This window comes from Pseudomonas sp. DSV-1 (genome assembly GCF_035830915.1).
Classification (GTDB): Bacteria; Pseudomonadota; Gammaproteobacteria; order Pseudomonadales; family Pseudomonadaceae; genus Aquipseudomonas.
This window is the reverse complement of record NZ_JAYMYG010000001.1, coordinates 4,915,106-4,935,417: the sequence shown is the minus strand read 5'-3', so window position 1 is coordinate 4,935,417 and position 20,312 is coordinate 4,915,106. Positions and strand designations below refer to the sequence as shown.

General features: G+C 55.9%; 17 protein-coding genes and 1 tRNA gene. 5 read left to right on the top strand and 13 right to left on the bottom strand.

From position 1 onward, the window contains the following. Positions 1 to 141 precede the first annotated feature (141 nt). Positions 142 to 837 carry a DsbA family protein gene (locus VSQ83_RS22880; protein WP_326427591.1) on the top strand — a complete coding sequence of 232 codons (696 nt, stop codon included), beginning with the start codon at positions 142 to 144 and terminating at the stop codon, positions 835 to 837. 250 nt (positions 838 to 1,087) lie between these two features. Further along, a complete protein-coding gene (locus tag VSQ83_RS22875) occupies positions 1,088 to 2,371 on the top strand; it encodes an OprD family porin (protein WP_133079044.1) in 1,284 nt (427 codons plus the stop codon). A gap of 190 nt (positions 2,372 to 2,561) precedes the next feature. Here VSQ83_RS22875 and dsdC read toward each other — a convergent pair whose 3' ends face one another. The 6 genes from dsdC to VSQ83_RS22845 form a co-directional block, all read right to left on the bottom strand. Next, positions 2,562 to 3,509, bottom strand: a complete 948-nt coding sequence (gene dsdC / locus VSQ83_RS22870; protein ID WP_133079043.1) for a DNA-binding transcriptional regulator DsdC — start codon at positions 3,507 to 3,509, stop codon at positions 2,562 to 2,564. A gap of 83 nt (positions 3,510 to 3,592) precedes the next feature. After that, positions 3,593 to 4,939 carry a D-serine ammonia-lyase gene (dsdA, locus tag VSQ83_RS22865; RefSeq protein ID WP_326427590.1) on the bottom strand — a complete coding sequence of 449 codons (1,347 nt, stop codon included), beginning with the start codon at positions 4,937 to 4,939 and terminating at the stop codon, positions 3,593 to 3,595. Positions 4,940 to 4,982: 43 nt separating this feature from the next. Further along, positions 4,983 to 6,323, bottom strand: a complete 1,341-nt coding sequence (locus VSQ83_RS22860) for a GntT/GntP/DsdX family permease (protein WP_326427589.1) — start codon at positions 6,321 to 6,323, stop codon at positions 4,983 to 4,985. Positions 6,324 to 6,511: 188 nt separating this feature from the next. Next, a complete protein-coding gene (locus VSQ83_RS22855; RefSeq protein ID WP_326427588.1) occupies positions 6,512 to 8,950 on the bottom strand; it encodes a TonB-dependent siderophore receptor in 2,439 nt (812 codons plus the stop codon). Positions 8,951 to 9,062: 112 nt separating this feature from the next. Next, on the bottom strand, positions 9,063 to 10,010 hold the full coding sequence (locus VSQ83_RS22850; RefSeq protein ID WP_326427587.1) for a FecR domain-containing protein: 948 nt from the start codon (positions 10,008 to 10,010) through the stop codon (positions 9,063 to 9,065). Continuing rightward, positions 10,010 to 10,510, bottom strand: a complete 501-nt coding sequence (locus VSQ83_RS22845) for a sigma-70 family RNA polymerase sigma factor (RefSeq protein WP_219262564.1) — start codon at positions 10,508 to 10,510, stop codon at positions 10,010 to 10,012. The genes VSQ83_RS22850 and VSQ83_RS22845 overlap by 1 nt, the downstream gene beginning before the upstream one ends. Before the next feature lie 403 nt (positions 10,511 to 10,913). Here VSQ83_RS22845 and VSQ83_RS22840 point away from each other — a divergent pair, with 403 nt between their 5' ends. Together VSQ83_RS22840 and VSQ83_RS22835 are read left to right on the top strand one after the other, a co-directional pair. Then, on the top strand, positions 10,914 to 11,492 hold the full coding sequence (locus VSQ83_RS22840; protein ID WP_326427586.1) for a PglD-related sugar-binding protein: 579 nt from the start codon (positions 10,914 to 10,916) through the stop codon (positions 11,490 to 11,492). Positions 11,493 to 11,550: 58 nt separating this feature from the next. Next, positions 11,551 to 13,197 (top strand): hypothetical protein, encoded by a 1,647-nt coding sequence (locus VSQ83_RS22835; protein ID WP_326427584.1) that lies wholly within the window; start codon positions 11,551 to 11,553, stop codon positions 13,195 to 13,197. Positions 13,198 to 13,236: 39 nt separating this feature from the next. Here the strand turns inward: VSQ83_RS22835 and rffA are convergent, their stop codons facing one another. The 7 genes from rffA to VSQ83_RS22800 form a co-directional block, all read right to left on the bottom strand. Beyond that, the gene (gene rffA, locus VSQ83_RS22830; RefSeq protein WP_133079035.1) at positions 13,237 to 14,388 is read right to left on the bottom strand and encodes a dTDP-4-amino-4,6-dideoxygalactose transaminase; all 1,152 of its coding nucleotides are present in this window, start codon (positions 14,386 to 14,388) and stop codon (positions 13,237 to 13,239) included. Positions 14,389 to 14,409: 21 nt separating this feature from the next. After that, positions 14,410 to 15,162, bottom strand: coding sequence for a class I SAM-dependent methyltransferase (locus VSQ83_RS22825; protein WP_133079034.1), 753 nt, complete (start codon positions 15,160 to 15,162; stop codon positions 14,410 to 14,412). Next, the gene (locus VSQ83_RS22820) at positions 15,159 to 15,569 is read right to left on the bottom strand and encodes a GtrA family protein (RefSeq protein ID WP_326427582.1); all 411 of its coding nucleotides are present in this window, start codon (positions 15,567 to 15,569) and stop codon (positions 15,159 to 15,161) included. Before VSQ83_RS22820 ends, VSQ83_RS22825 begins: the two co-directional genes overlap by 4 nt. 51 nt (positions 15,570 to 15,620) lie before the next feature. Beyond that, positions 15,621 to 16,544, bottom strand: coding sequence for a glycosyltransferase family 2 protein (locus VSQ83_RS22815; RefSeq protein ID WP_133079032.1), 924 nt, complete (start codon positions 16,542 to 16,544; stop codon positions 15,621 to 15,623). Beyond that, complete coding sequence (locus tag VSQ83_RS22810; RefSeq protein ID WP_133079031.1) at positions 16,541 to 17,227, bottom strand: WbqC family protein; 687 nt, start codon at positions 17,225 to 17,227, stop codon at positions 16,541 to 16,543. Before VSQ83_RS22810 ends, VSQ83_RS22815 begins: the two co-directional genes overlap by 4 nt. A gap of 803 nt (positions 17,228 to 18,030) precedes the next feature. After that, positions 18,031 to 18,106, bottom strand: a tRNA-Thr gene (locus VSQ83_RS22805). Between the two features lie 61 nt (positions 18,107 to 18,167). After that, positions 18,168 to 19,094, bottom strand: coding sequence for a LysR substrate-binding domain-containing protein (locus VSQ83_RS22800; RefSeq protein WP_326427581.1), 927 nt, complete (start codon positions 19,092 to 19,094; stop codon positions 18,168 to 18,170). A gap of 75 nt (positions 19,095 to 19,169) precedes the next feature. Here VSQ83_RS22800 and VSQ83_RS22795 point away from each other — a divergent pair, with 75 nt between their 5' ends. Continuing rightward, entirely contained in the window at positions 19,170 to 20,255 is a 1,086-nt protein-coding gene (locus VSQ83_RS22795; protein ID WP_219262561.1) for a tartrate dehydrogenase, read from the top strand. Positions 20,256 to 20,312 lie beyond the last annotated feature (57 nt).

The following is a 20,312-nucleotide window of genomic DNA, read 5'->3' as shown; positions in this document are numbered from 1 at the left end:
TGTTTGTTTCTTGCGCCTGTGACCCGCTCCGCACCTGATTTGCCCGGTTCGCGAAACACACTAAAAGCCATGCCGGCGTTTTTCCTCTCGCCCCGCAAGGCTAGGCTGGTGCACTGAGTGATTGATTTTTCGGAGCGAACCATGACTGCCACACCCGTGCTGCATTACATCTACGACCCCTTGTGCGGTTGGTGCTATGGCGCCAAGCCGCTGATTGACGCAGCACGAGGCATTTTGCCAGTCGTTGCCCATGGCGGCGGGATGATGACCGGTGCCCAGCGCCAGCCGGTGTCCGCGCAATTGCGCGATTACGTGATGCCCCACGATTTGCGTATTGCGCAGTACACCGGGCAACCGTTTGGCGAGGCCTACTTTGAAGGGTTGTTGCGTGACACCACTGCCGTGTTCGATTCGGCGCCGCCAACCACGGCCGTGCTGGCCGCTGAGCAGTTGGCCGGTCGCGGTCTTGAGATGTTGGGACGCTTGCAAACGGCGCATTACGCAGACGGGCGGCGGATTGCCGATCAAGACGTGCTCATGGCGGTGGCTGCCGAAATGGGCCTGGAGGTCGAGGGGTTTCGCGCAGCTTATGACGCGGCGAGTGGCGAATTGACCCAAGCGCATTTCAAGGCCAGTCGCGGGTTGTTGTCCCGTGTTGGTGGCCAAGGTTTTCCGACTGTGGTTCTGGAAAAGTCCGGTCAATACCAGGTGATCGACCTGGGGCCGTATCTGGGCAAGCCAGAAGCCTTTGTTGCCTGGCTGCTTCAGCATGATGGCGTGAGCGTTGAACACCCAAACGGTCTAGTGCCAGCCTGTGGCGTGGATGGTTGTCAGTAACAATTTTTGACACTTCGATCAAAACTTCTGGATGTGAAGGCAATTAACAAATTTTTCACGAAATTGACACCTTGCCTTCACGACGGCTAGGATTCTCGCCAACGCCTGTGGCGATAAGCCATACACCAACTTTGTGAAAGGCCTGTATTGAGTTGTCATGCAGGTCTTTTTTGTTATGTGAAGCAACCACCACTCAATGTTTCAGCTTGATATCCACAGCGCGCCTCTATTCAGGAATAAGGAAAATAATATGTTGAACAAACGGATAGGTCTGCTCGCTTTGGGCGTACTCAGTGCTACCCAGGCCATGGCTAACGATCAAGCTGATGCAAAAGGTTTTGTAGAAGACAGTCACCTCAATGTATTGGCGCGCAACGCCTACATCAGCCGTGACTACAAGAATGGCAAACAAGATAAAGCTGAGTGGGGCCAAGGCTTCCTCGGCACCTTCAGCTCGGGCTTCACCCAGGGCACCGTAGGCGTGGGTGTGGATGCTTTCGGCATCTACGCACTGCGTCTGGACGGCGGCCGTGGCAAAAGCGGCGCGGGCGGTATCGACTTCTTCAAGCAAGGCGCCAGCGGCAAAGCAGCTGACGACATCGCCAAGGCTGGCGCTGCAGTGAAAGTGCGTGTGTCCAACACGGTGCTCAAGTACGGCGACCAAATGCCTGCGCTGCCGGTGCTGATGTACGACAACTCCCGTCTGATGCCAGAAAGCTTCACCGGTACCCTGTTGACCTCCAAGGAGATCAACGGCCTGGAACTGAACGTCGGTCGTTTCACCGCAGAGTCGCGCAAGAGTGCTGAAGCGCGTGACAGCGGCGACCTGAAAAGCATCAACGTGTTTGGCGGTAGCTACAAGTTCACCGACAACCTGTCGGCGTCCCTGTACGGCTCCGAGATGGAAGACGAGCTGCGCAAGCAATACGTGGGCGTGACCTACGCGCTGCCGCTGCAAGACAAACAGTCCCTGACGTTTGACTTCAACGGCTACCGCACTCACGTCAACGATGACTACGCACGTGACGTGCTGAAAGTTGACGGCCAGGACAACAAGATCTGGAGCCTGGCGACCACCTACGGCTTTGGCGCACATACCGTGACCCTGGCTTACCAGAGCAGCACCGGCGAAATCGGCTACCCGTACGGCGGCTACCGCAACGCAGGCGGCGTGGGTGATGGCGGCAACACCATCCTGCTGGCCAACTCCTACTGGTCCGACTTCAACGCCAAGGACGAACGTTCGTGGCAGTTGGGTTATGGTTTCGACTTCGGCGCCGTTGGCATTCCGGGCCTGACCTACAACATCGCCTACGTGCGCGGCACCAACATCGACGACGGTTCCGACCGTGGCCGTGGTACCGAGCGCGAAATCTTCAACCAGGCCAAGTACGTTGTACAAAGCGGCCCGGTCAAGGACCTGAGCGTGCGTCTGCGCGGCTCGTGGTTGCGCGTGTCGAGCAACGCCAGCGACTACAACGTCGGCGGCAACGAAGTACGTGTATTTGTTGATTACCCGATCAGCATTTTCTGATGGGACCGGCCTGTCAAGCAGGCCGGACATCTGAACAAAAAAAGCCCCGACTGGTTCGGGGCTTTTTTTTGCCGAGCCAGCGAAGGCCCTCCCACCGACGGGCCCAGTTCATCCGAGCCTGGCAGGGACCATTGTGGGAGCGGGCTTGCTCGCGATGCAGGCGGCGCGGTCTGTCAGGTAGACCGTATTGTCAGGGTGATGACGATTCCTGAGCGCACTCGTGCAACCAGTTCATAAGCACCTGCAATCGTTTGGGCACTGTCCTGAGCGGTGGGTGAACCAGGTAATAGTCATAGTGGCCGCACTGGCTGAAACCGCCGAAGGGCAGGACCAGCTCGCCACGATCAACCCGTTTTTGCACCAGTTGCTGGCGTCCGATGGCGATGCCTGCGTGGCTCATGGCCGCTGTCACGCTCAGGTCGGAACGGTCGAAGGTCAGGGTCCGTTTTGGCAGTTCCGACAGCAGGTTGTGTTGTTCGGCCCACAGCGTCCACTCGGCATCATAGGCCGCATGATCCCAGGCCAGGGAGTCGTGCAATGTGGTGCAGTTGCTCAGATTGTGCGGGTTTTCATTCAGGCGATGGCGTTGCGCATATTCAGGGCTGCACACAGGCGCCATGCGTTCGCGCATCAATCGCTGGCTTGTGAGACCGGGAAATTCGCCGTTGGCGTAATACAAGGCCAAGTCAATCTTGCGCGTGCGAAAGTCGACATTGTCATTGCCTACCCGCAGGTCCAATGAGACCAGTGGGTAGCGCTCAATAAAGTCGGCCAGTCTGGGCACCAGCCAGCACTGGGCGACCGAAGGCCTGGCATAGAGCGCAATTGAACCGGCAATTTCTGCCTGTGATGACTGTTCAAGCGCCTCGGACAATTCCCCCATCGCACTTTGGAGAATTTCGAAAATTCGCTCGCCTTCGTCAGTCAGGCTGACCTGACGCGTAAGGCGCTGGAACAACTTCATGTTCAACGCGGTTTCCAGCCGACTGATGCGGTGGCTTACGGCGCTCGCGGTCAAACACAGTTCCTGCGCCGCACGGGCAAAACTCAGATGACGGGCAGCCACCAGAAAGGTGTGGAGGTTGGCGAACTGGGTGCTGTTGAGCCTGGAGCTGATACGGGGAGGCAGGTTAAGCACGGCGGGTTTCCCTCAAGCCAAAGGCTGACTTCTTACGGGATGTGGCAATACGTGCATCTTGCCACATCCGCTTTGCGTGTGAATCAGCCCAGCAGCTCACGACCCTTGGCCAGATACGCCTCCATTTCGTCAGCAGGCACCATATTGCCGCCCGTTGCCCAGACCAGATGGGTGGCGTTGCTCATGGCCTGCGTGTCCAGCCCGATGCGGGCCAGATAGCCTTGCTGGTCGGCCTGGACCCTGGCAATGCCGGGTACGCCCGCCAGCGCGGAAGGCTCAAGGCGCAGGCCTTCGCTGCGTTCCATCAGTGCCAGCAAGCTGTACATTTCTTCGTCGCTGACGGTGTAGAAACCGTCCAGCAAACGCTGCATGGCCTTGCCCACAAAACCGGAGGCCCGGCCTACTGCCAGGCCGTCAGCGGCCGTCACGTTATCTATGCCGAAATCCTGCACGCTGACTTCGTCGTGGAGCCCGGTGTGGACGCCAAGCAGCATGCAGGGTGAGTGAGTCGGTTCGGCGAAGATGCAGTGCACGGCGTCACCGAAGGCCAGCTTCAGGCCGAAAGCCACGCCGCCGGGCGCGCCACCCACGCCGCAGGGCAGGTACACAAACAGGGGATGTTGCGCATCCACGGTGATGTGCGCCGCCGCCAATTGCTGCTTCAAGCGCTCACCGGCCACCGCGTAGCCGAGGAACAGATTGACCGAGTTTTCATCGTCGACGAAATGGCAGGCAGGATCGGACTCCGCTTGCTGGCGCCCCTGGGCCACGGCCACGCTGTAATCGCTTTCGTACTCGACCACCGTTACGCCATGTGAACGCAGCTTGTCTTTCTTCCATTGCCGGGCATCGGCCGACATGTGCACGGTCACCTGGAAGCCCAGTGCGGCGCCCATGATGCCGATCGACATGCCGAGGTTGCCGGTGCTGCCCACGGCGATTTTGTACTGGCCGAAAAAGGCCCGTGCCTTGTCGCTGTGCAGCAGCGCGTAGTCGTCGTCGAGGGTCAGTAACCCACCGGCCAGGGCCAGGTCTTCGGCATGCTTGAGCACTTCATAGATCCCGCCACGGGCCTTGATCGAGCCCGAAATCGGCAGATGGCTGTCGCGCTTGAGCCACAGCGCGCCGTTCAGGGGGGGCCCATAACGCTGGGCGATCAACGGCTGAAGTTGTGCCAGGGGCACGATGTCCGATTCGATAATGCCGGCGCTGCATTCGGTTTCAGGGAAGGCGCGGCGCAGGTACGAAGCAAATCGCGACAACCGGGCGCTGGCATCGGCGACATCGGCGCTGGTCAGCCCTGGATCGGCAATGGCCTGGGCGACAGGAGCCACGCCGGGGTTGAACCAGGTGGTCTCTTGCAGCGCGACCAGATCGCGTATCAGCGGATAGCTGGCGTACCAGCTTTCAAGTGTTCTGCCCAAAATCATGTCGGGGTCCCTTTAAACGATCAGTCTGAAAATACGGATTGAATCAAACAAAGCGCGCCAGCAGCAGGGTCAGGCCCAATGCGACCGACGACGCCAGTACCGTGGCGGTGGTGAAGGTTTTCAGGGCGTCGGTCAGCGAGACGCCCAGGTACTCCTTGACCACCCAGAAGGCCGAGTCGGTGACATGGGTCCAACCCATTGCCCCGGCACCGATGGCGATACAAATAATCTCCTTGCTCACGGTCGGATGCGCGCCGAGCATGGGCAGCACCATGCCTGCGGCACTGATCATGGCCACTGTTGCCGAACCGACGGCGAAGTGCATCAAGCCGGCCACCAGCCACGCCAGAACAATGGGGTTCATATTCAATTGGGTCAACGAGGCGGACAACGCGTTACCCACGCCGCTGTCGATCAGGATGCCATTGAATGCGCCTCCGGCGCCGATGATCAGCAGGATACTGGCCAGCGGCGGAAAACTTTTTTGCGTGTAGTTGAGCAGGTCGGACATGGACAAGCCGCGACGCAGGCCCAGCGCCCAATAGGCAAACACCACGGCAATGGACAGTGCGATCAGGGGTGTACCCAGAAACGAAATCACGCTGAATGCCGTGGAATCATGTGGCAGACCGGCAGCGAAACTTTTGCCGACCATCAGCAGCAACGGCAGGGCAATGGTCAGCAGAGTGACGCCAAGGCCCGGTAAGTCACGGGTTTTGCTGTCATCACAATGTTCGTTCAAAAAGGCTTCTTGAGTGGCTGGCGCTTCGGGTTTGCACACCAGCTTGACCCACAGCGGCCCGGCAATGATCGCAGTCGGCAGCGCGACGATCAGACCGTACATGATCACTTTGCCCACATCGGCGCCCAGCATCCCGGTAATCGCCATTGCGGCGGGGTGGGGCGGCAACATGCAATGAACGGCCATCAGCGACACGGCCAGCGGTACGCCCAGGTACAGAAGATTGATTCTGGTTTCTTTGGCGACCACATAGATAAGCGGAATCAGCAGGACGAAACCCACCTCGAAAAACACCGGGATGCCGGCTATGAATCCGACCAGCATCATGGCCCACGAGGCGCGCTCTTTACCCAGGGCCCTCAACAGTGCCTGTGCGATGCGCTCCGCGCCGCCGGACTCTTCCAGCATCTTGCCCAGAATCCCGCCCAGGCCAATGATCGTTGCCAGAAACCCGAGGGTTCCACCAACACCCGCTTCATACGACGAAGCAATTTTTGCCAGTGGCATGCCTGAACCGATCCCCACCACAAAGCTCGCAGCGGTCAGGGCTAGAAAAGCATGGACGCGGACTTTGACGATGAGAGAAACGATCAGGGCGATGGCGCAAAACAACACCAGCAATAGAGTGGGACCGCTGTGCATGGGAGATCTCCGGGAAGCGCTTTTATTGTTGAAATAAGTGATCGGAGTCACTTTGCTTCCGGCAATTAGAAGGCACCGCTCGAAGGGCTGACAAAGGATGGTTTTTCACGGGACAGGTGATGTGGGGTCATCTGTTCGAGAGCAATGGTGGGAGCGAGCCTGCTCGCTCCCACAGCCGGATCTGGGCGTCAGAAATCCCAGCGAGTGGTCAGCATGAAGTTGCGTGGCTCGCCATAAATCGCCGAGTTATAGAACCCGATGTTGGTGTAGTAGTACTTGTCGAAAACGTTATTGACGTTGAGCGTGGTCGACAGGTTTTCAGTGAATTGATAACGGGTCATCAGATCCACAATCCAGTAGGGCTTTTGCGAGAAGTCTTCGTACCTGTCCTTGGGGCTGTTGTACATCTCTTGCCAGGCGGTGCTCTGCCAGCGTGCGCCACCGCCCACGGAGACCTTGTTCAGGTCGCCCTTGAGTTTGTAGATGGTGTAGAAACTGAGCTGGTCTTCGGGTTCAAAGGTCGAAATCTTTTTGCCCGTGTCATCGCGCACCACCTTGTGGGTGTATCCGCCCTGCAGGCTCCAGCCAGGGCTCAGCTCACCGGATATTTCCAGCTCGTAGCCCTTGGTTTTTGCCGAGGTGCCCTTGAAAGCGTAGTTGGGCGGGGTGGGCGACAAATTATTCCAGGCATCATCGGGGATGGGGCGATTGCTTTCCTTGACTTCAAAGTACGCCAGGCTGGCGTTCAGGCGGCCATCGAAAAACTCGCTCTTGAGGCCGATTTCATAGTTTTCACCCTCGTCCGGATCAAGCATCTTGCTGTTGCGATCCAGATTGTAGAACTCCTGGGGCATGAATACATCGGTGTAGCTGGCGTACGCCGTCAAGTAGTCTGTCAGGTCATAGGTGACACCCGCGTAGGGGATCAGGCGCCCCGACTCGCGGTAAGTGTTGGTGGTGCCGGTGAGGGTGTAGTTGACCACTCGACCGCCCAGAAAGACTTTCAAGTCATCGGTGACATTCAGGCGTGTGGTGGCGTACATGCCTGTCTGGCGCACGGTGTCGTCGCTGATTTGGGACGCGCTGCCCCAGTCAGGTTTGGCCAGGTGCCCGTCCCAGTTAAAGTAATCGACGAGGTTGGGTGTGGAGAACGTGACGTCCCAGTAGCCTTTGCCTTTCCAGTTCGCGGTACTGATCGAGCCACCCAGCACCAGTTCATGCTCTCGGCCCAGAAAATCGTAGGGACCACTGACATAGATGTCAGCCGCGTCGCTGACGGTTTCGCCCTTGTAGCGCTGTGCGTTGATTTTGGCGGTGCCATCAGCGGCAGGCTGGTTGAACTGGATGGCCCCTAGCTGGGCATCGTAGCCATTGATCTTGTGGTCCAGTTGCAGCTTGCCCACCCAGCCACTGCCCAGATCCTGTTCCAGGGTCGCGAAGACGGTGCGGGTGTATTGCTGCCAACTGCTCCAGTCGGTGGCGTTGCTGAACGAGCGTTTGGCGCTGTTGATCTCGCCCGCGTAGTTGTAGAGCGGAAAACTCCCCGACCAGGTAGAGCCCTGGGGTTTGTTGTCCTGATAGTCGGCACCCACGGTCAGCAATGTGTCGGGTGTCACGTCGACTTCGAGGATGCCGTAGAACACCGAACTCTGGTTCGAGTAGCGGTCGATATACGACTGCCGGTCCTGATAGGCCGCGACTGCGCGACCTCGCACATTTCCGGTTTCGGTCAATGGGCCGCTGAGGTCCACTTCCGTGCGGTAGTTGTCCCAGGAACCTGCGCCTGCGGTGATATGGCCGTGAAAATCGCTGGTGGGTTTTTTGCGCACCAGGTTGATGGTGCCCCCCAGCGACCCCGCACCGCTGAGCAGGCCGGAGGCGCCCTTCAGCACCTCGATGCGGTCATAGATCGCCATGTCACTCAGGGTGTTGCCCGCCGAGTAGGCAACGTTGCGCACGGCGGAGGGAATGCCGTCGTACTGGAAGTTGTTGATCGAAAAACCGCGGGAGTAGTAGTTGGTCCGGTCAGTGTCATAGGCGGATACGGTGATGCCGGGTGTATGGCGCATCACGTCGTCGACATTGTCGAGTGCGAAGTCATCCATGTGCTGACGGGTGATCACGCTGATCGATTGCGGCGTTTCCCGGGGTGTCAGTACCAGGCGGGTGGCCGTTGCAATAGCCCCAGGCGTGTAGGAACCGGTACCTTCGGTCACTGTGCCCAACTGGTTGGTGATGACTTGAGTGGCTCCCAACTCCAGCGCCGAGTCAGTGGCGTGAGCGACCAGAACATAGCCCCCGTTGCTCTGGCGCTGCGCTTGCAGCCCGCTGTTGGCGAGCAGGCGGTCCAGACCTTCCTCGACGCTGTATGAACCCTCGAGCCCGTCGGTGTTGAGGTGTCGGGCCTGTTCAGTGTCGAACGAAATAGTGACCCCTGCCTGTACGCCAAATTGGGTCAGTGCATTGCCCAGGGGGCCGGGGGCAATCTGATAAACCGTCTGGCTTTGCGCGCAGGCCTGAGTGGGCATCAGTGCCAGACCGGACAGGCTGGCAAGGGACGCACCCAGCACTGCCAGGCGAACAGCGCGCCTTATATTAGGGGTGGCATGGAGGGGGAGCGGGGGCATTCGGTGATCCTTGCGTTGTCATGGCAGAATTTCGCTGTAGTCGCGACTTATGTCATTGACGGATGAGAATCGAAATCAGCAAGGTTAAAGTTCAAAACAATAGGGCCTGAGCTTATGCCGGTTCGACACTGGCCCAGTAGCGAGTCAGGAAACGCACTTTCACCGGCAGGGTTTTACCCAGGTTCTCCAGTATCGTTTCGGTGTCATCGATACGAAACGCCCCCGAGATACGCAGGCCCTGAACGGACGAAGCGCAGCGCAGTACGCCCGGGCGATAACGTCCCAGCGCCTCGATAAAGTCGCCCAGGCGCCAGTCGTCCACGCTCAACATGCCCTTGACCCAGGCCGTTGAGGCAGAAGGCAAATCCTCGATTGCATCGACTTCATCACGATCGAAAGTGACTTGTTGCCCGGCCTCGAGGCGCACGGGCTGATCGCTGTGCCCGTGCGGACGAATCTCCACTGCCGATTGCTCTACGCCGACCCGCGTCTGTTCGGGCAACTGGCGAACACTGAACCGGGTGCCGAGGGCGCGCACGCTACCGTCCTGGGTGTGGACGATAAATGGACGCTGGTCAGGGTCCTTGGCGGTCTGCACCAAGATTTCGCCGCGATGCAGGCGGATCAGCCGTTGTGTTGAATCGAAGTGGATATCCAGGGCGGTGTCGACGTTCAGTTCCACTTGCGAACCATCGTCCAGGCGCAGTGAGCGTCGTTCGCGGATGTGGGTGCGGTGCTCGGCAAGCATCGAGCGATAGGGCACGTGCTCCGCCGCCAGCCATGAACTGCTGCCTGCGGCCAACAACAGGCCCACTATTTTCAGCACATCGCGGCGTTGAGCTTTCGCGGCATCGAGGCTGGAGAGGGCGGCTTCCTGGGGCATCATTGCCCATTGGCGCTGGAACCTTTCGAGCCGCGCCCAGGCCGCTTCATGTTGCGGGCTGGAGGTCAGCCAGGCTTGCCAGGCACGGGTGCGGGTCTCGTCGGCAGTACCGTCATTGAGCTGCACGTACCAGGTGGCAGCAGCCTCGAGCGCCTTGAGGTCCGGGGAAGGGGGCATCAACTGTCGACCAGCAACAGGCAGCGGGTCATGGCGCGAATCAAATGGTTTTTCACCGTTGTAACCGACACCATGAAGCGCTCGGCGGCGGCAACATAACTCAAGCCTTCGAGCTGCACGGCGAGGAAAATTTCCCGTGTTCTGGGGCCCAGTTCATCGAGCAGGCTATCGATAGAAACCAGCGTTTCGATAATCGACAGGCGTACCTCGGGCGAAATATCCACAGGTTCGGGCTTGAGTGCCAGCGCCTGCAGATAGGCTTGCTCAATGGTGCGGCGACGAACCTTGTCGATCAACAGCGAGCGGGCAATCGCACTCAGATAACCACGCGGCTCACGAATGGGAATGTCATGACGTGCCGTCATGACCCGCAGGAACGTGTCCTGGGCCAGGTCGCAGGCATCCGCCGTATTGCCCAGACGCACGCGCAACCAGCCCTTTAGCCAACTGTTGTGATCGCTGTACAACCGATGAAGCACTGAAGGGTCGAGCGCCGACATAATGAGGCAACCAAAATGTAATTGGTAATCGATCGCATTATTGTGATGGCAGAGTGTTTATGCAAGGGGGTTTTCGGACCTGAAGGCAATCGAGCACAGCGGTAACGCCGATTACCCGGTAATCACCGAGGCCAAGCGAGTGATCATTGATTCGCAGTGTGCTGGCCCGTTGCAATCCTGCCCGAGTGCCCAAAGTTCATCCGCCGTTTCCGGCAAGCATAAGCTGTTGCAATACCTGATGTTGGTTATGGTCTCCCCCAAAACAGTGTAAAACTATGGCGTAGCTTATGAGTTCTGGAAGTCAGTGTAGGAAGTCCTTCTACCGGGTCACTGATTTATTCATGGATATGAGTAACCAGGGCTTCCTGGTTTGTAAACGAGCCTGAGGGCGTAGCCGCAATCAATGAAAAAGAAACTTCTGATTTATGGGTCTACAGAGTTTGGGTCCGTTGTGCGTGAGCTGGTGCGGCACTGCGGCGCGGATTTCGGCGGGTTTGTCGATGACTGGCATGTCGGAGCGGGTATTCTCGGCACGCTGGCAGACGTTATTCAAAAATGCCGACCTGAAGGGTATGACTTTGCCCTTGCCATCGGTTACAAGCATCTTGAAGCGAGGCAGCGTAAATACCATGAGTTGTTGGCTCACGGCTACAGCCTACCGCCGCTCATTCACCCTCAGGCTTATGTAAGCGACAGTACAACTATTGGAAGTGGTGCCATGATCATGGCACGTGCAGTTCTCGACATAAGGACGCATATAGGGGACTTGGCTGTCGTATGGCCTGGGGCCGTGATCAATCATGACTGCACTGTAGACGGGAACACATTTATTTCTCCAAACGCCACCCTATGTGGTCATTCCCGTATTGGATCAGATACTTTCATCGGAGCTGGCGCTGTGGTGGTCGACCATACAACTGTGCCAAGTGGTTCTTTCATCAAGGCGGGATCGGTATTCGTCCTGAAGACGACCCGTAGCTAAATATCAGACGCACCAAATTAATCACATACATTATCTCCGGGCAGCCAGGCATTTTTCTATGAGTGACGTTGCAAATACAAAAATTTTACTTCTGATGCCCATGGTGCTGATCGGTGCGCTGCTAAGCGGAGTGTTTCTTCCGGTTTACTCGGATGAGATCATGAACAAGTTCAGCATGGCCCGTTTTTTCTTGGAAAACGGGCAGATGCTCTCGTTTTTCCCACAATGCGCCACAACTGTCGGACACGGTGTAGCTTGGGTCTTTTATCCGGCAGCGATACTTATTTCTTCAGTGTATGCCTACTTAGAGCCATTAGGCGTACGAGTGAGTGGTGTTGTGCTTGCACTGATGTGGTTTGCACTTTTGGGTTACTGGTGTCGTCGGCAGTCACCAGAGCGATGGGTTGGGAGCTTCACCTTGCTGGCTTCCTTCGCAGCCCTTGGAGTCATGCCGTATCTCTGGGTGATGTCTCGTCCCGAGCAATTTATGTTATTGCCGATTTTACTTTTTTGCATATTGGCGCTGTATCCCCTCAGGCCGAGCAGTAAAGGGCAACAATTGGTCATCATGGCCGTGCTGGCCCTATTGATGTCAGTATTTTTCTATGCGCACCCCAAGAGCTTATTCTTTACTCCGTTCTTTCTTGCGGCCACTTGGATCGCAACTCGAAACTTCAAACTGATAATTCGTGCTGGCCTACTTCTCTATGTAATTGCGTTGAGTGCGCAGGTGTTGCTTGATGCCAGCCTCTTAGGGCAGTGCCAGGATGCCCCAGCCGTTCAGTCGATACTTTCTGCCAACAGCCTGATGCCTGGAACGCTGTTGAGCGATCCTCTAGAGTTCTTTGGAACTGCTTGGGAAAATATACGCAAGTTTCCCCGTCGCATGCTTCTTCACTTGACCTTCAATCCGACATTTCAATCGGGGTGGCTACCACCCTTGACAGAAAGTTCAGGGCTGTTGTTCTGGTTGAACCCGCTCATTCGTTTCACACTGTTGAGTCTGGTGGTGTGCAGCCACTTGCTGGCGATAGGACTGGCTGTGGTATTCCTGGTGCGTCGACGGATTTCGGTGCCCCTCTTTCTGGCGGCCTTGCTGGCTGCGGGCGATCTAATAAATATCACCCTGTATAAGCTTCAGAATTTCTATTCCGGCATCCAATATATTCCGCTGTCTATTGTTATTGTTGCCTTGCTCTTCCATTGTTTTCCTGCTGTCAGGTCACGACTGTCAGGCACCGTAACGGGACGCCTGACTCTGTTGTCTGCAGTTGGCCTTTCGCTGGTTTCATTGTTCACACTGTTCTATTTGATAACGCCGAATCTTCTACGCAATGCCGATTATGCAAGCGCCAGTATTCCTGGTCAGCCGTTGTCCATACCGGTACTTGGCGTGCAAGCACACCTGGATTCGATCAGGGAGCTGGGTCAGTCTTGCCATATTCCGACGGATCTAGCTGAGCATGTAGTGGTGGATCACATGACTTACTTTGCCTACCTGAAAGATCGCAGTCCTGTGCATGTTCTGTACATTTCGAAGTTTGGTTACGGCGGTGACCTGCTCAATGGCAAGTTATTGCCGTTTCTCAAAGAAAGAAATAGTCCGGGTCTGATCACCCGCTGTGAGTGGGTACCTGATGAGTTTCGAGATACCCAGCGTCAGAATGACCGTGGTTATTGCTGCGTCGATTTTGGTGCCAGGTAGGGCTAGGCCCCTGCAGCGCAGGGGCACTTAGTGGGCGCTTTACTTAGATGAATTGCAAAGCGCTGCCACTAGCACAGTAATAACGCGATTTTGCTGTTCGGTCGTTAACCCGATCCACAATGGTAATCGGATAAGCCGTTCCGATTGCCGGTCGGTCACGGCCATTGAGCCATGAACCCTGCCATAGCGTTTGCCAGCTGGCGACGAATGCAGTGGTACATAGTGAAACACGGAGTGAACGCCCGCATTTTTTAGTGCGTCGAGTACCGCCTGGCGATCAATCTGCGAGTCCAGCAGTACATAGTACATGTGCGCATTGTGGGTGCATTCAGCGGGTATGACTGGACGCCTGAGCAAACCCTTATGTTCCAAAGGAGCCAGGGCATCATGATAATGGTGCCAACAGGCCAGGCGCTGTTCAGTGATGTTTTTGGCTTCCTCCAGTTGGGCCCAGAGGAATGCCGCGATCAATTCGCCAGGCAGGAATGACGAGCCGACCTCTTGCCAGGTGTACTTGTCCACTTCACCTCGAAAAAAGCTGCTGCGATCTGTGCCTTTTTCGCGAATGATCTCAGCACGCCGGGCCAAATCCGGGTTGTTGACCAGCAGAGCGCCGCCTTCGCCCGATATAACATTTTTGGTTTCGTGGAAGCTCAATGCACCAAGGCTGCCAAGGCTGCCCAAAGGCCGGCCTTTGTAGCAGGCCATGATGCCTTGTGCGGCATCCTCGACAATGTGCAAACCATATCGTTGAGCAATCGCCAGAATGCTGTCCATCTCGCAGGCCACACCTGCATAGTGCACGGGAACAATCACTCGGGTGCGCGGGGTGATTGCTGCCTCGATCAACCGCTCGTCGAGATTCAGCGTGTCTTCACGAATATCAACAAACACCGGTACGCCGCCACGCAGCACAAACGCGTTGGCAGTGGATACGAAGGTATAGGACGGCATGATGATCTCATCGCCGGGTTGAATATCCAGGAGCAGGGCAGCCATTTCCAATGCCGCAGTGCAAGAGTGAGTCAGCAGTGCCTTGTTGCAACTGGTGGTGTTTTCCAGCCACTGGTGACAGCGTTTGGTGAACGGGCCATCTCCTGCCAGCATATTCCCAAACTTGGCTTCGGCGATGTAATACAGCTCCTTGCCGGTCATGTGAGGTCGATTAAATTGGATTTTTCCGCTATCCATCGCAGTGTTCCAAGAAGACGATCAGGGTTTGGTGGCGATAAGCAACAGCGAGCCACCGACGGGAAAGCGCACACCTGCCTTGAGCAACAGGAGTTCGGTTTTCATGAATATTTCTAGGGACTTATTGAGCCAGCGAGGAATGTTGAATTCGCTCATGGGGTCATGCTGACTGCTCGCACGCTTACGGGAAAGCCACATCAAGGGCACCAGAAGGCTTACGAATGAACTGACATAGCTGACTTGCAGGCCGGATTGCTGAACCTTGTTCACCAGTTCTTCTCGGCTATAGCGGCGCACATGGCACGCATACTCGTCCACTTGCGACCAAAGCCAACGGTGTTGCGGCACGGTCAGGACGAGCGATCCCCCAGGGCGAATTGCTCGGGCAAGATTGCGCAATACTGTTTCGTCCTGTTCTATATGCTCTATGACGTCGAATGCAGCAACTACATCATATCTATCGATTTCATCCATCGTGGTCGCGTCGAGCTGCCTAAGCTGTGCAGTAGGGACTCGCTTGCGGGCGTACTCCAGACCTTCTTCAAAGTATTCCGAACCGTGCAGTTCGATTTGCGGCCAGGTACGGCGGATACCTTCGAGCACATATCCAGTGCCGCAACCGACCTCTAACAAGTTGTTGAAGGGTTTTACCTTCTTGGCCAAAGCCCATAGGACTACCATGTTGCGCACTCTGAACCACCAATGGCCAGATTCCGCCTGCGCAAGTTGCCCATAGGATGATGACGGGAATGGCGAGCGGTTGGGTGATGTCATGGCGTTGCCTTGAATACGAAGAATTTTAGGGCCAGGAAAAGATAGCCAGCAACTACAAAGATTGCTAGGGCCTGAACCCACTGGTGAGCATAACCAAAGTGATCCACTAACACGGCGAGCAGACAGAAGTTGATGGCATATCCGACCGCATGAGCCAGGACGAATCGTATACCTGACCCCAAGGTCCCTCCCTGGTATGAAAAAGTCAAACGTTGGTTGCCAACGAAACTAATGAGCGCGCCAGTTATATAGAGCGCGGTCATGGTCAGCTTCGGCGTGCTCCCCAGTGCTATCAAAAACAGATAAAGAACATAGCCCAAGCCATTGCTGAGCAAGCCAACCAAGGCATATTTGAGTAGTTGTGCTGCAGGAATCCGTTTTTTCAGTCGAGCTGTCAGGCCGATCATTCTGTTGCTCGATCCAGTACCTGGCGTACCTTTTGCCAGAAGTGCATGCCTTTATGAGCGGCCATAGATGTTCCTGATGATGGTATAGGGGCGACGTTTGCTTTCAGAGAATACCTTGGAAAGGTAAATTCCAATGATTCCCATGCAGGAAAGTATCAGGCCGCCAAGCAACCAGATCGAGACCATTACCGAAGTCCAGCCCGGCATGGTGTATGAGAAAAATAGCCAAATGATCAGTAGATATGCGGAATAGCAGCAGGCAAACGAGAAAATGATCAGACCGATATAAAAAATGGCGACCAGCGGCAGGACGCTGAAAGAGGTAACGGAGTTCACCACCAGCGACAACTTGCGCCTGAAGGTGTAGGTCGATTTGCTTGTGCTGAGCTTTTGGATTGGGACGGCCTTTTGTGTAAAGCCGGTAATATGAAATAACCCGGCCATGAAAACCTCTCGCTCTTCATGGCCCAGCAGTGCATCGATGTAACGTCGACTCATCAAGCGTGCGGTGACCACATTGGCGGGGAGTGACAAGCCAGAGAGTTGGTTGATCAACGTCCAAAAGAGGCTGCCGCTCAAGCGCTCGAACACACTTCCTTTGCGTTGCTCTTGAACACCATAGACTACGTCACAGCCCTCGCCGCGCATGTGCTCTGAAAAAGTCAGCAGGCATTCCGGTGGCTCCTCCAGATCGCTGTCGATCAAGAACACCTCGTCGCCCCTGGCGTGCGCAAGACCAGTCATCATTGCTTTGTGATGGCCGAAGTTTCTTGACAGGTCTACCAGCACCACATGTGGGTCAGTTTCCGTCAGGCGAATGGCACGCCCCAGGCTGTCATCAGGTGAGCCGTCATTGACCAGGACGATTTCATAGTCATCGCCTACAAGTGCTTCTGCGGCGCGACAGCAGCGTGCGTGGAACTCCAGGAGGTGTTCAGCAGATTGATACAGGGTGGCAACAATGGACAGTCTCATAAATTGGCAAACTTCATATAAATTTGAGATTTCGGGCCGCAATTGAAGAGCAGATCAAGAATGCTGACGCCATGGACGAACGAGCCCCACAGTTGTGGATATTCACGATAGTCACTGTAGTCGAACCAGTGCAGGTCAATGCCTTGCGCTTGCAGCAATTCGGGCTGCAAATAATCTTTGGCCGATGGCCCGGAGATATATGCATTGGCGCCCGCCTGTAGACACAAGTCCACAAGACGCTCGGTTTTACCCTCTCCAAGTTCGTAATCCCAGGAGCAGGATATTCGCGTATGAATCCCCAGATAGTCGCAGATAGCTTTGATAAGATTTTTGTTCAGCTGGGTCAGATGACTGTATGACGCATCTAAGTACAGAGGGCGCAGCCAGCTAGCGATAGCATCAAAATGAGCTGCCCGCCTGTAGTTGCTTTCCAGCGTTTTCCAGTGCTTGATTTGCCAGCCATCGACAAGTTGCACATCGCGGATACGGCGATGAATATCCTTGCCTACTGGCACGGTTAGCCACTGTACACCCTGTGGCGTCTTGATTTGGTTACGGTTGCGCCAGTCATTTTTAGTGAACTGCATATCATCGTAAAGTATGAATTCATCCACTGCCGCGATGAGGTCGAAATAGCCCTTCCAAGGGACATAATTGGACTGCAGAATGGCAATTTTCTTCACGTCGTAATCCATATGTGAGTAAGCCGGTTTTTTGGAAACAGTTCCGTTGACTGTCTATTTTTAGGCTTTCCACATGTTAACAGCAGTAAGTAAAACGGTTCATTATTGATGACCGGAAACGGCTATTTAGGTTGAGTATGAAGAACACTCGATGGAATGCTTCCGACACCATAGGCATCTCCAGCCTATGCTTACTTGCGGTACTTTAATACCAAAAACAGTGTGAGTGCAGTCAGCCAAAACAAGGTGTTGAATCTTGAGCGCTTGCTTGCCAGCGCCAGTAACCGAGACTTTCAAGATCGTCCCACCGGTCCACCCACTCGCCAGCACAAGCAATGATGAAAGCACCCAAGCAGCCAATATAGGGCTTAAATCCTCGGGTGATGGTGATCAGCGTCACTTGATAGCACGGTTGTGGAAAAGATAGCGAGCTTGATGCTTTGTGCTGTTGAGGCGTCCACATCAGTTCTTTCTCATTGCTCCAGTGTCAAACGCCCGTGTCATCCGAGTAACGTTCTCCCAAATCTGGTTGGTGAACTCATGCGCGATTTTGGTCAGTAGAGACCGTCGCCGTCGGAAAGCTTGTAGGCGTGGTCGGTGGGCTTGGCTGAATGGCAAGCCGAATCGGAGAGAGGGGCGGTGGTGCGCGCCATATATGGGTATCGAATGATCTTTAGCCTTAAACGGCTGGTACCCATAAAATTCTGGCGGAGCTCGGTGGAGCGCCAAAACGAAAAAACCCGCCTTAAGGCGGGTTTTTCGGGAGCTTCAAAGACTGTAGAAGCTGTCTCTGAAGCTTTGTATGGTGCCGGCACCAAGAGTCGAACTCGGGACCTACTGATTACAAGTCAGTTGCTCTACCAACTGAGCTATACCGGCGTTATGGGCGACGAGTATACCCGGATGTTTGAGCTTGTAAACCCCTGATAACAGACTATTTTCACGATTCGCGCCGAGGCTCGCTGAAGTACTGGCGCAAGTGCTCGACCGTGACCCGAACTTTCGCTGAATTGGCCAGCGGTGCAGCGTAAACGGCCCAGATATTTGCCTGTTGGCTGTAGTCCTGAAGAATGTGCACCAATTTGCCGTTTTCGAGGCTTTTGCGCACGTCCCACTGCGAGCGCAGCAAGATCCCACGGCCGTCTATCCCCCATTGATGCACCACTTCGCCGTGGTTGGCCGATAGGGCGCCGGTCACTTTCACGCTTTCTTCGCCCTCCGGTCCCTGCAAGCGCCAGAGCCCGAACGGATGGTCGCGCTCTTTGATGACCAGGCATTCATGGCCTGACAGTTCTGCCAACGTGCGGGGTTCGCCGTGGCGTTGCAGGTATTCAGGGCTGGCGCAGAGCACGCGGGCGTTGTTGGCCAGCAGTTTGGCAATCAGGTTGGGCGCAATGTGGTCGCCGATTCGGATGTCCAGGTCGTAGCCTTCTTCAATCAAATCCACCAGACGGTCAAACATATCGAAGCGGATATCCAGCGCCGGGTAGCGTTGCGACAGTGCTGAAAGCGCGGGACCAACATGGCGTCGACCCAGCCCGAAACTGCTGACGATATGTAACTGTCCCCGAGGTTCCTGATGCAGTGCCGAGACTTCGTCGCTCATTTGCTCAACGGCATCAAAAATATGCAAAGCCCAGTGATAGACACGTTCCCCATCATCGGTGACGGCCACGCGACGGGTGGTGCGATGCAACAGGCGCACGCCAATACTGTGCTCCAGCAGTTGTATGCGTTTGCTCACATAGGCCGGTGAAACCCCTAACTCGCTGGCGGCGGCGGCAAAGCTGGAGCGCCGCGCCACGACCACGAATACCCGCAGGTCGTCGAGATTCGGCAGATTGTTCACGAATCGTGTCTTATCCATCAACGTTTCACCTGATTATCTTTGCAGGCTCGCTTTATATCATGGGCCCACTTCTCCTCATCAAGAGTCAGCCCCATGAGCAAGACATTCAGAATTGCGGCCATCGCCGGTGACGGCATTGGTAACGAAGTACTGCCCGAAGGCCTGCGCGTTGTGGAGGCCGCCGCCAAAAAGTGGGACCTGAACCTGTCGATTGAAACCTTTGAGTGGGCCAGTTGCGATTACTACGAGCGTCACGGGCAGATGATGCCGGACAACTGGTTTGAGCAGCTCAAGGGCTTCGACGCCATCTTCTTTGGCGCCGTGGGCTGGCCGGACAAAGTGCCTGATCACATCTCGCTGTGGGGCTCGCTGCTCAAATTTCGCCGTGAGTTTGATCAATACGTGAACATTCGCCCGGTGCGGTTGTTCCCCGGCGTGGCATGCCCGCTGGCAGGGCGTGAGCCGGGTGATATCGATTTTGTAGTGATTCGCGAAAACACCGAAGGCGAATATTCCTCGGTGGGCGGGCGGATGTTTGAAGGCACTGAAAACGAATTGGTCCTGCAAGAGTCCGTGTTTACCCGACGCGGCGTAGACCGGATTCTTAAATACGCTTTCGAAGTGGCCAAGGAGCGTCCACGCAAGCACGTGACCTCGGCCACCAAATCCAACGGTATTTCCATCAGCATGCCGTACTGGGACGAGCGCACTGAAGCGATGGCTGCACACTATCCACAAGTCAGCTGGGACAAGCAGCACATCGACATTCTGTGCGCCCGTTTCGTACTGCAACCCGACCGGTTTGATGTGGTGGTGGCGTCTAACCTGTTCGGCGACATCCTGTCGGACCTGGGGCCGGCCTGCGCGGGCACTATCGGTATTGCGCCTTCGGCCAACCTCAACCCGGAGCGTAACTTTCCTTCACTGTTCGAGCCGGTTCACGGTTCTGCGCCGGATATTTCCGGTCAAAACATCGCTAACCCGATCGCCATGGTCTGGTCGGGCGCACTGATGCTGGAGTTTTTGGGGAAGGGTGATGACCGTTATCAGGCTGCCCATGACGCTATTTTGCGCGCCATTGAGGATGTGATTGCCAGTGGTCCGAAGACGCCGGATCTGGGCGGCACGGCCTCGACTCAGGACGTCGGAAAAGCCATTGCCGCAGCCCTGGGCAACTGATCAGCCTGATTGCATGGCTCAAGACTTGTGGGGCCGTGATGTGCCCCAAAAAATCGG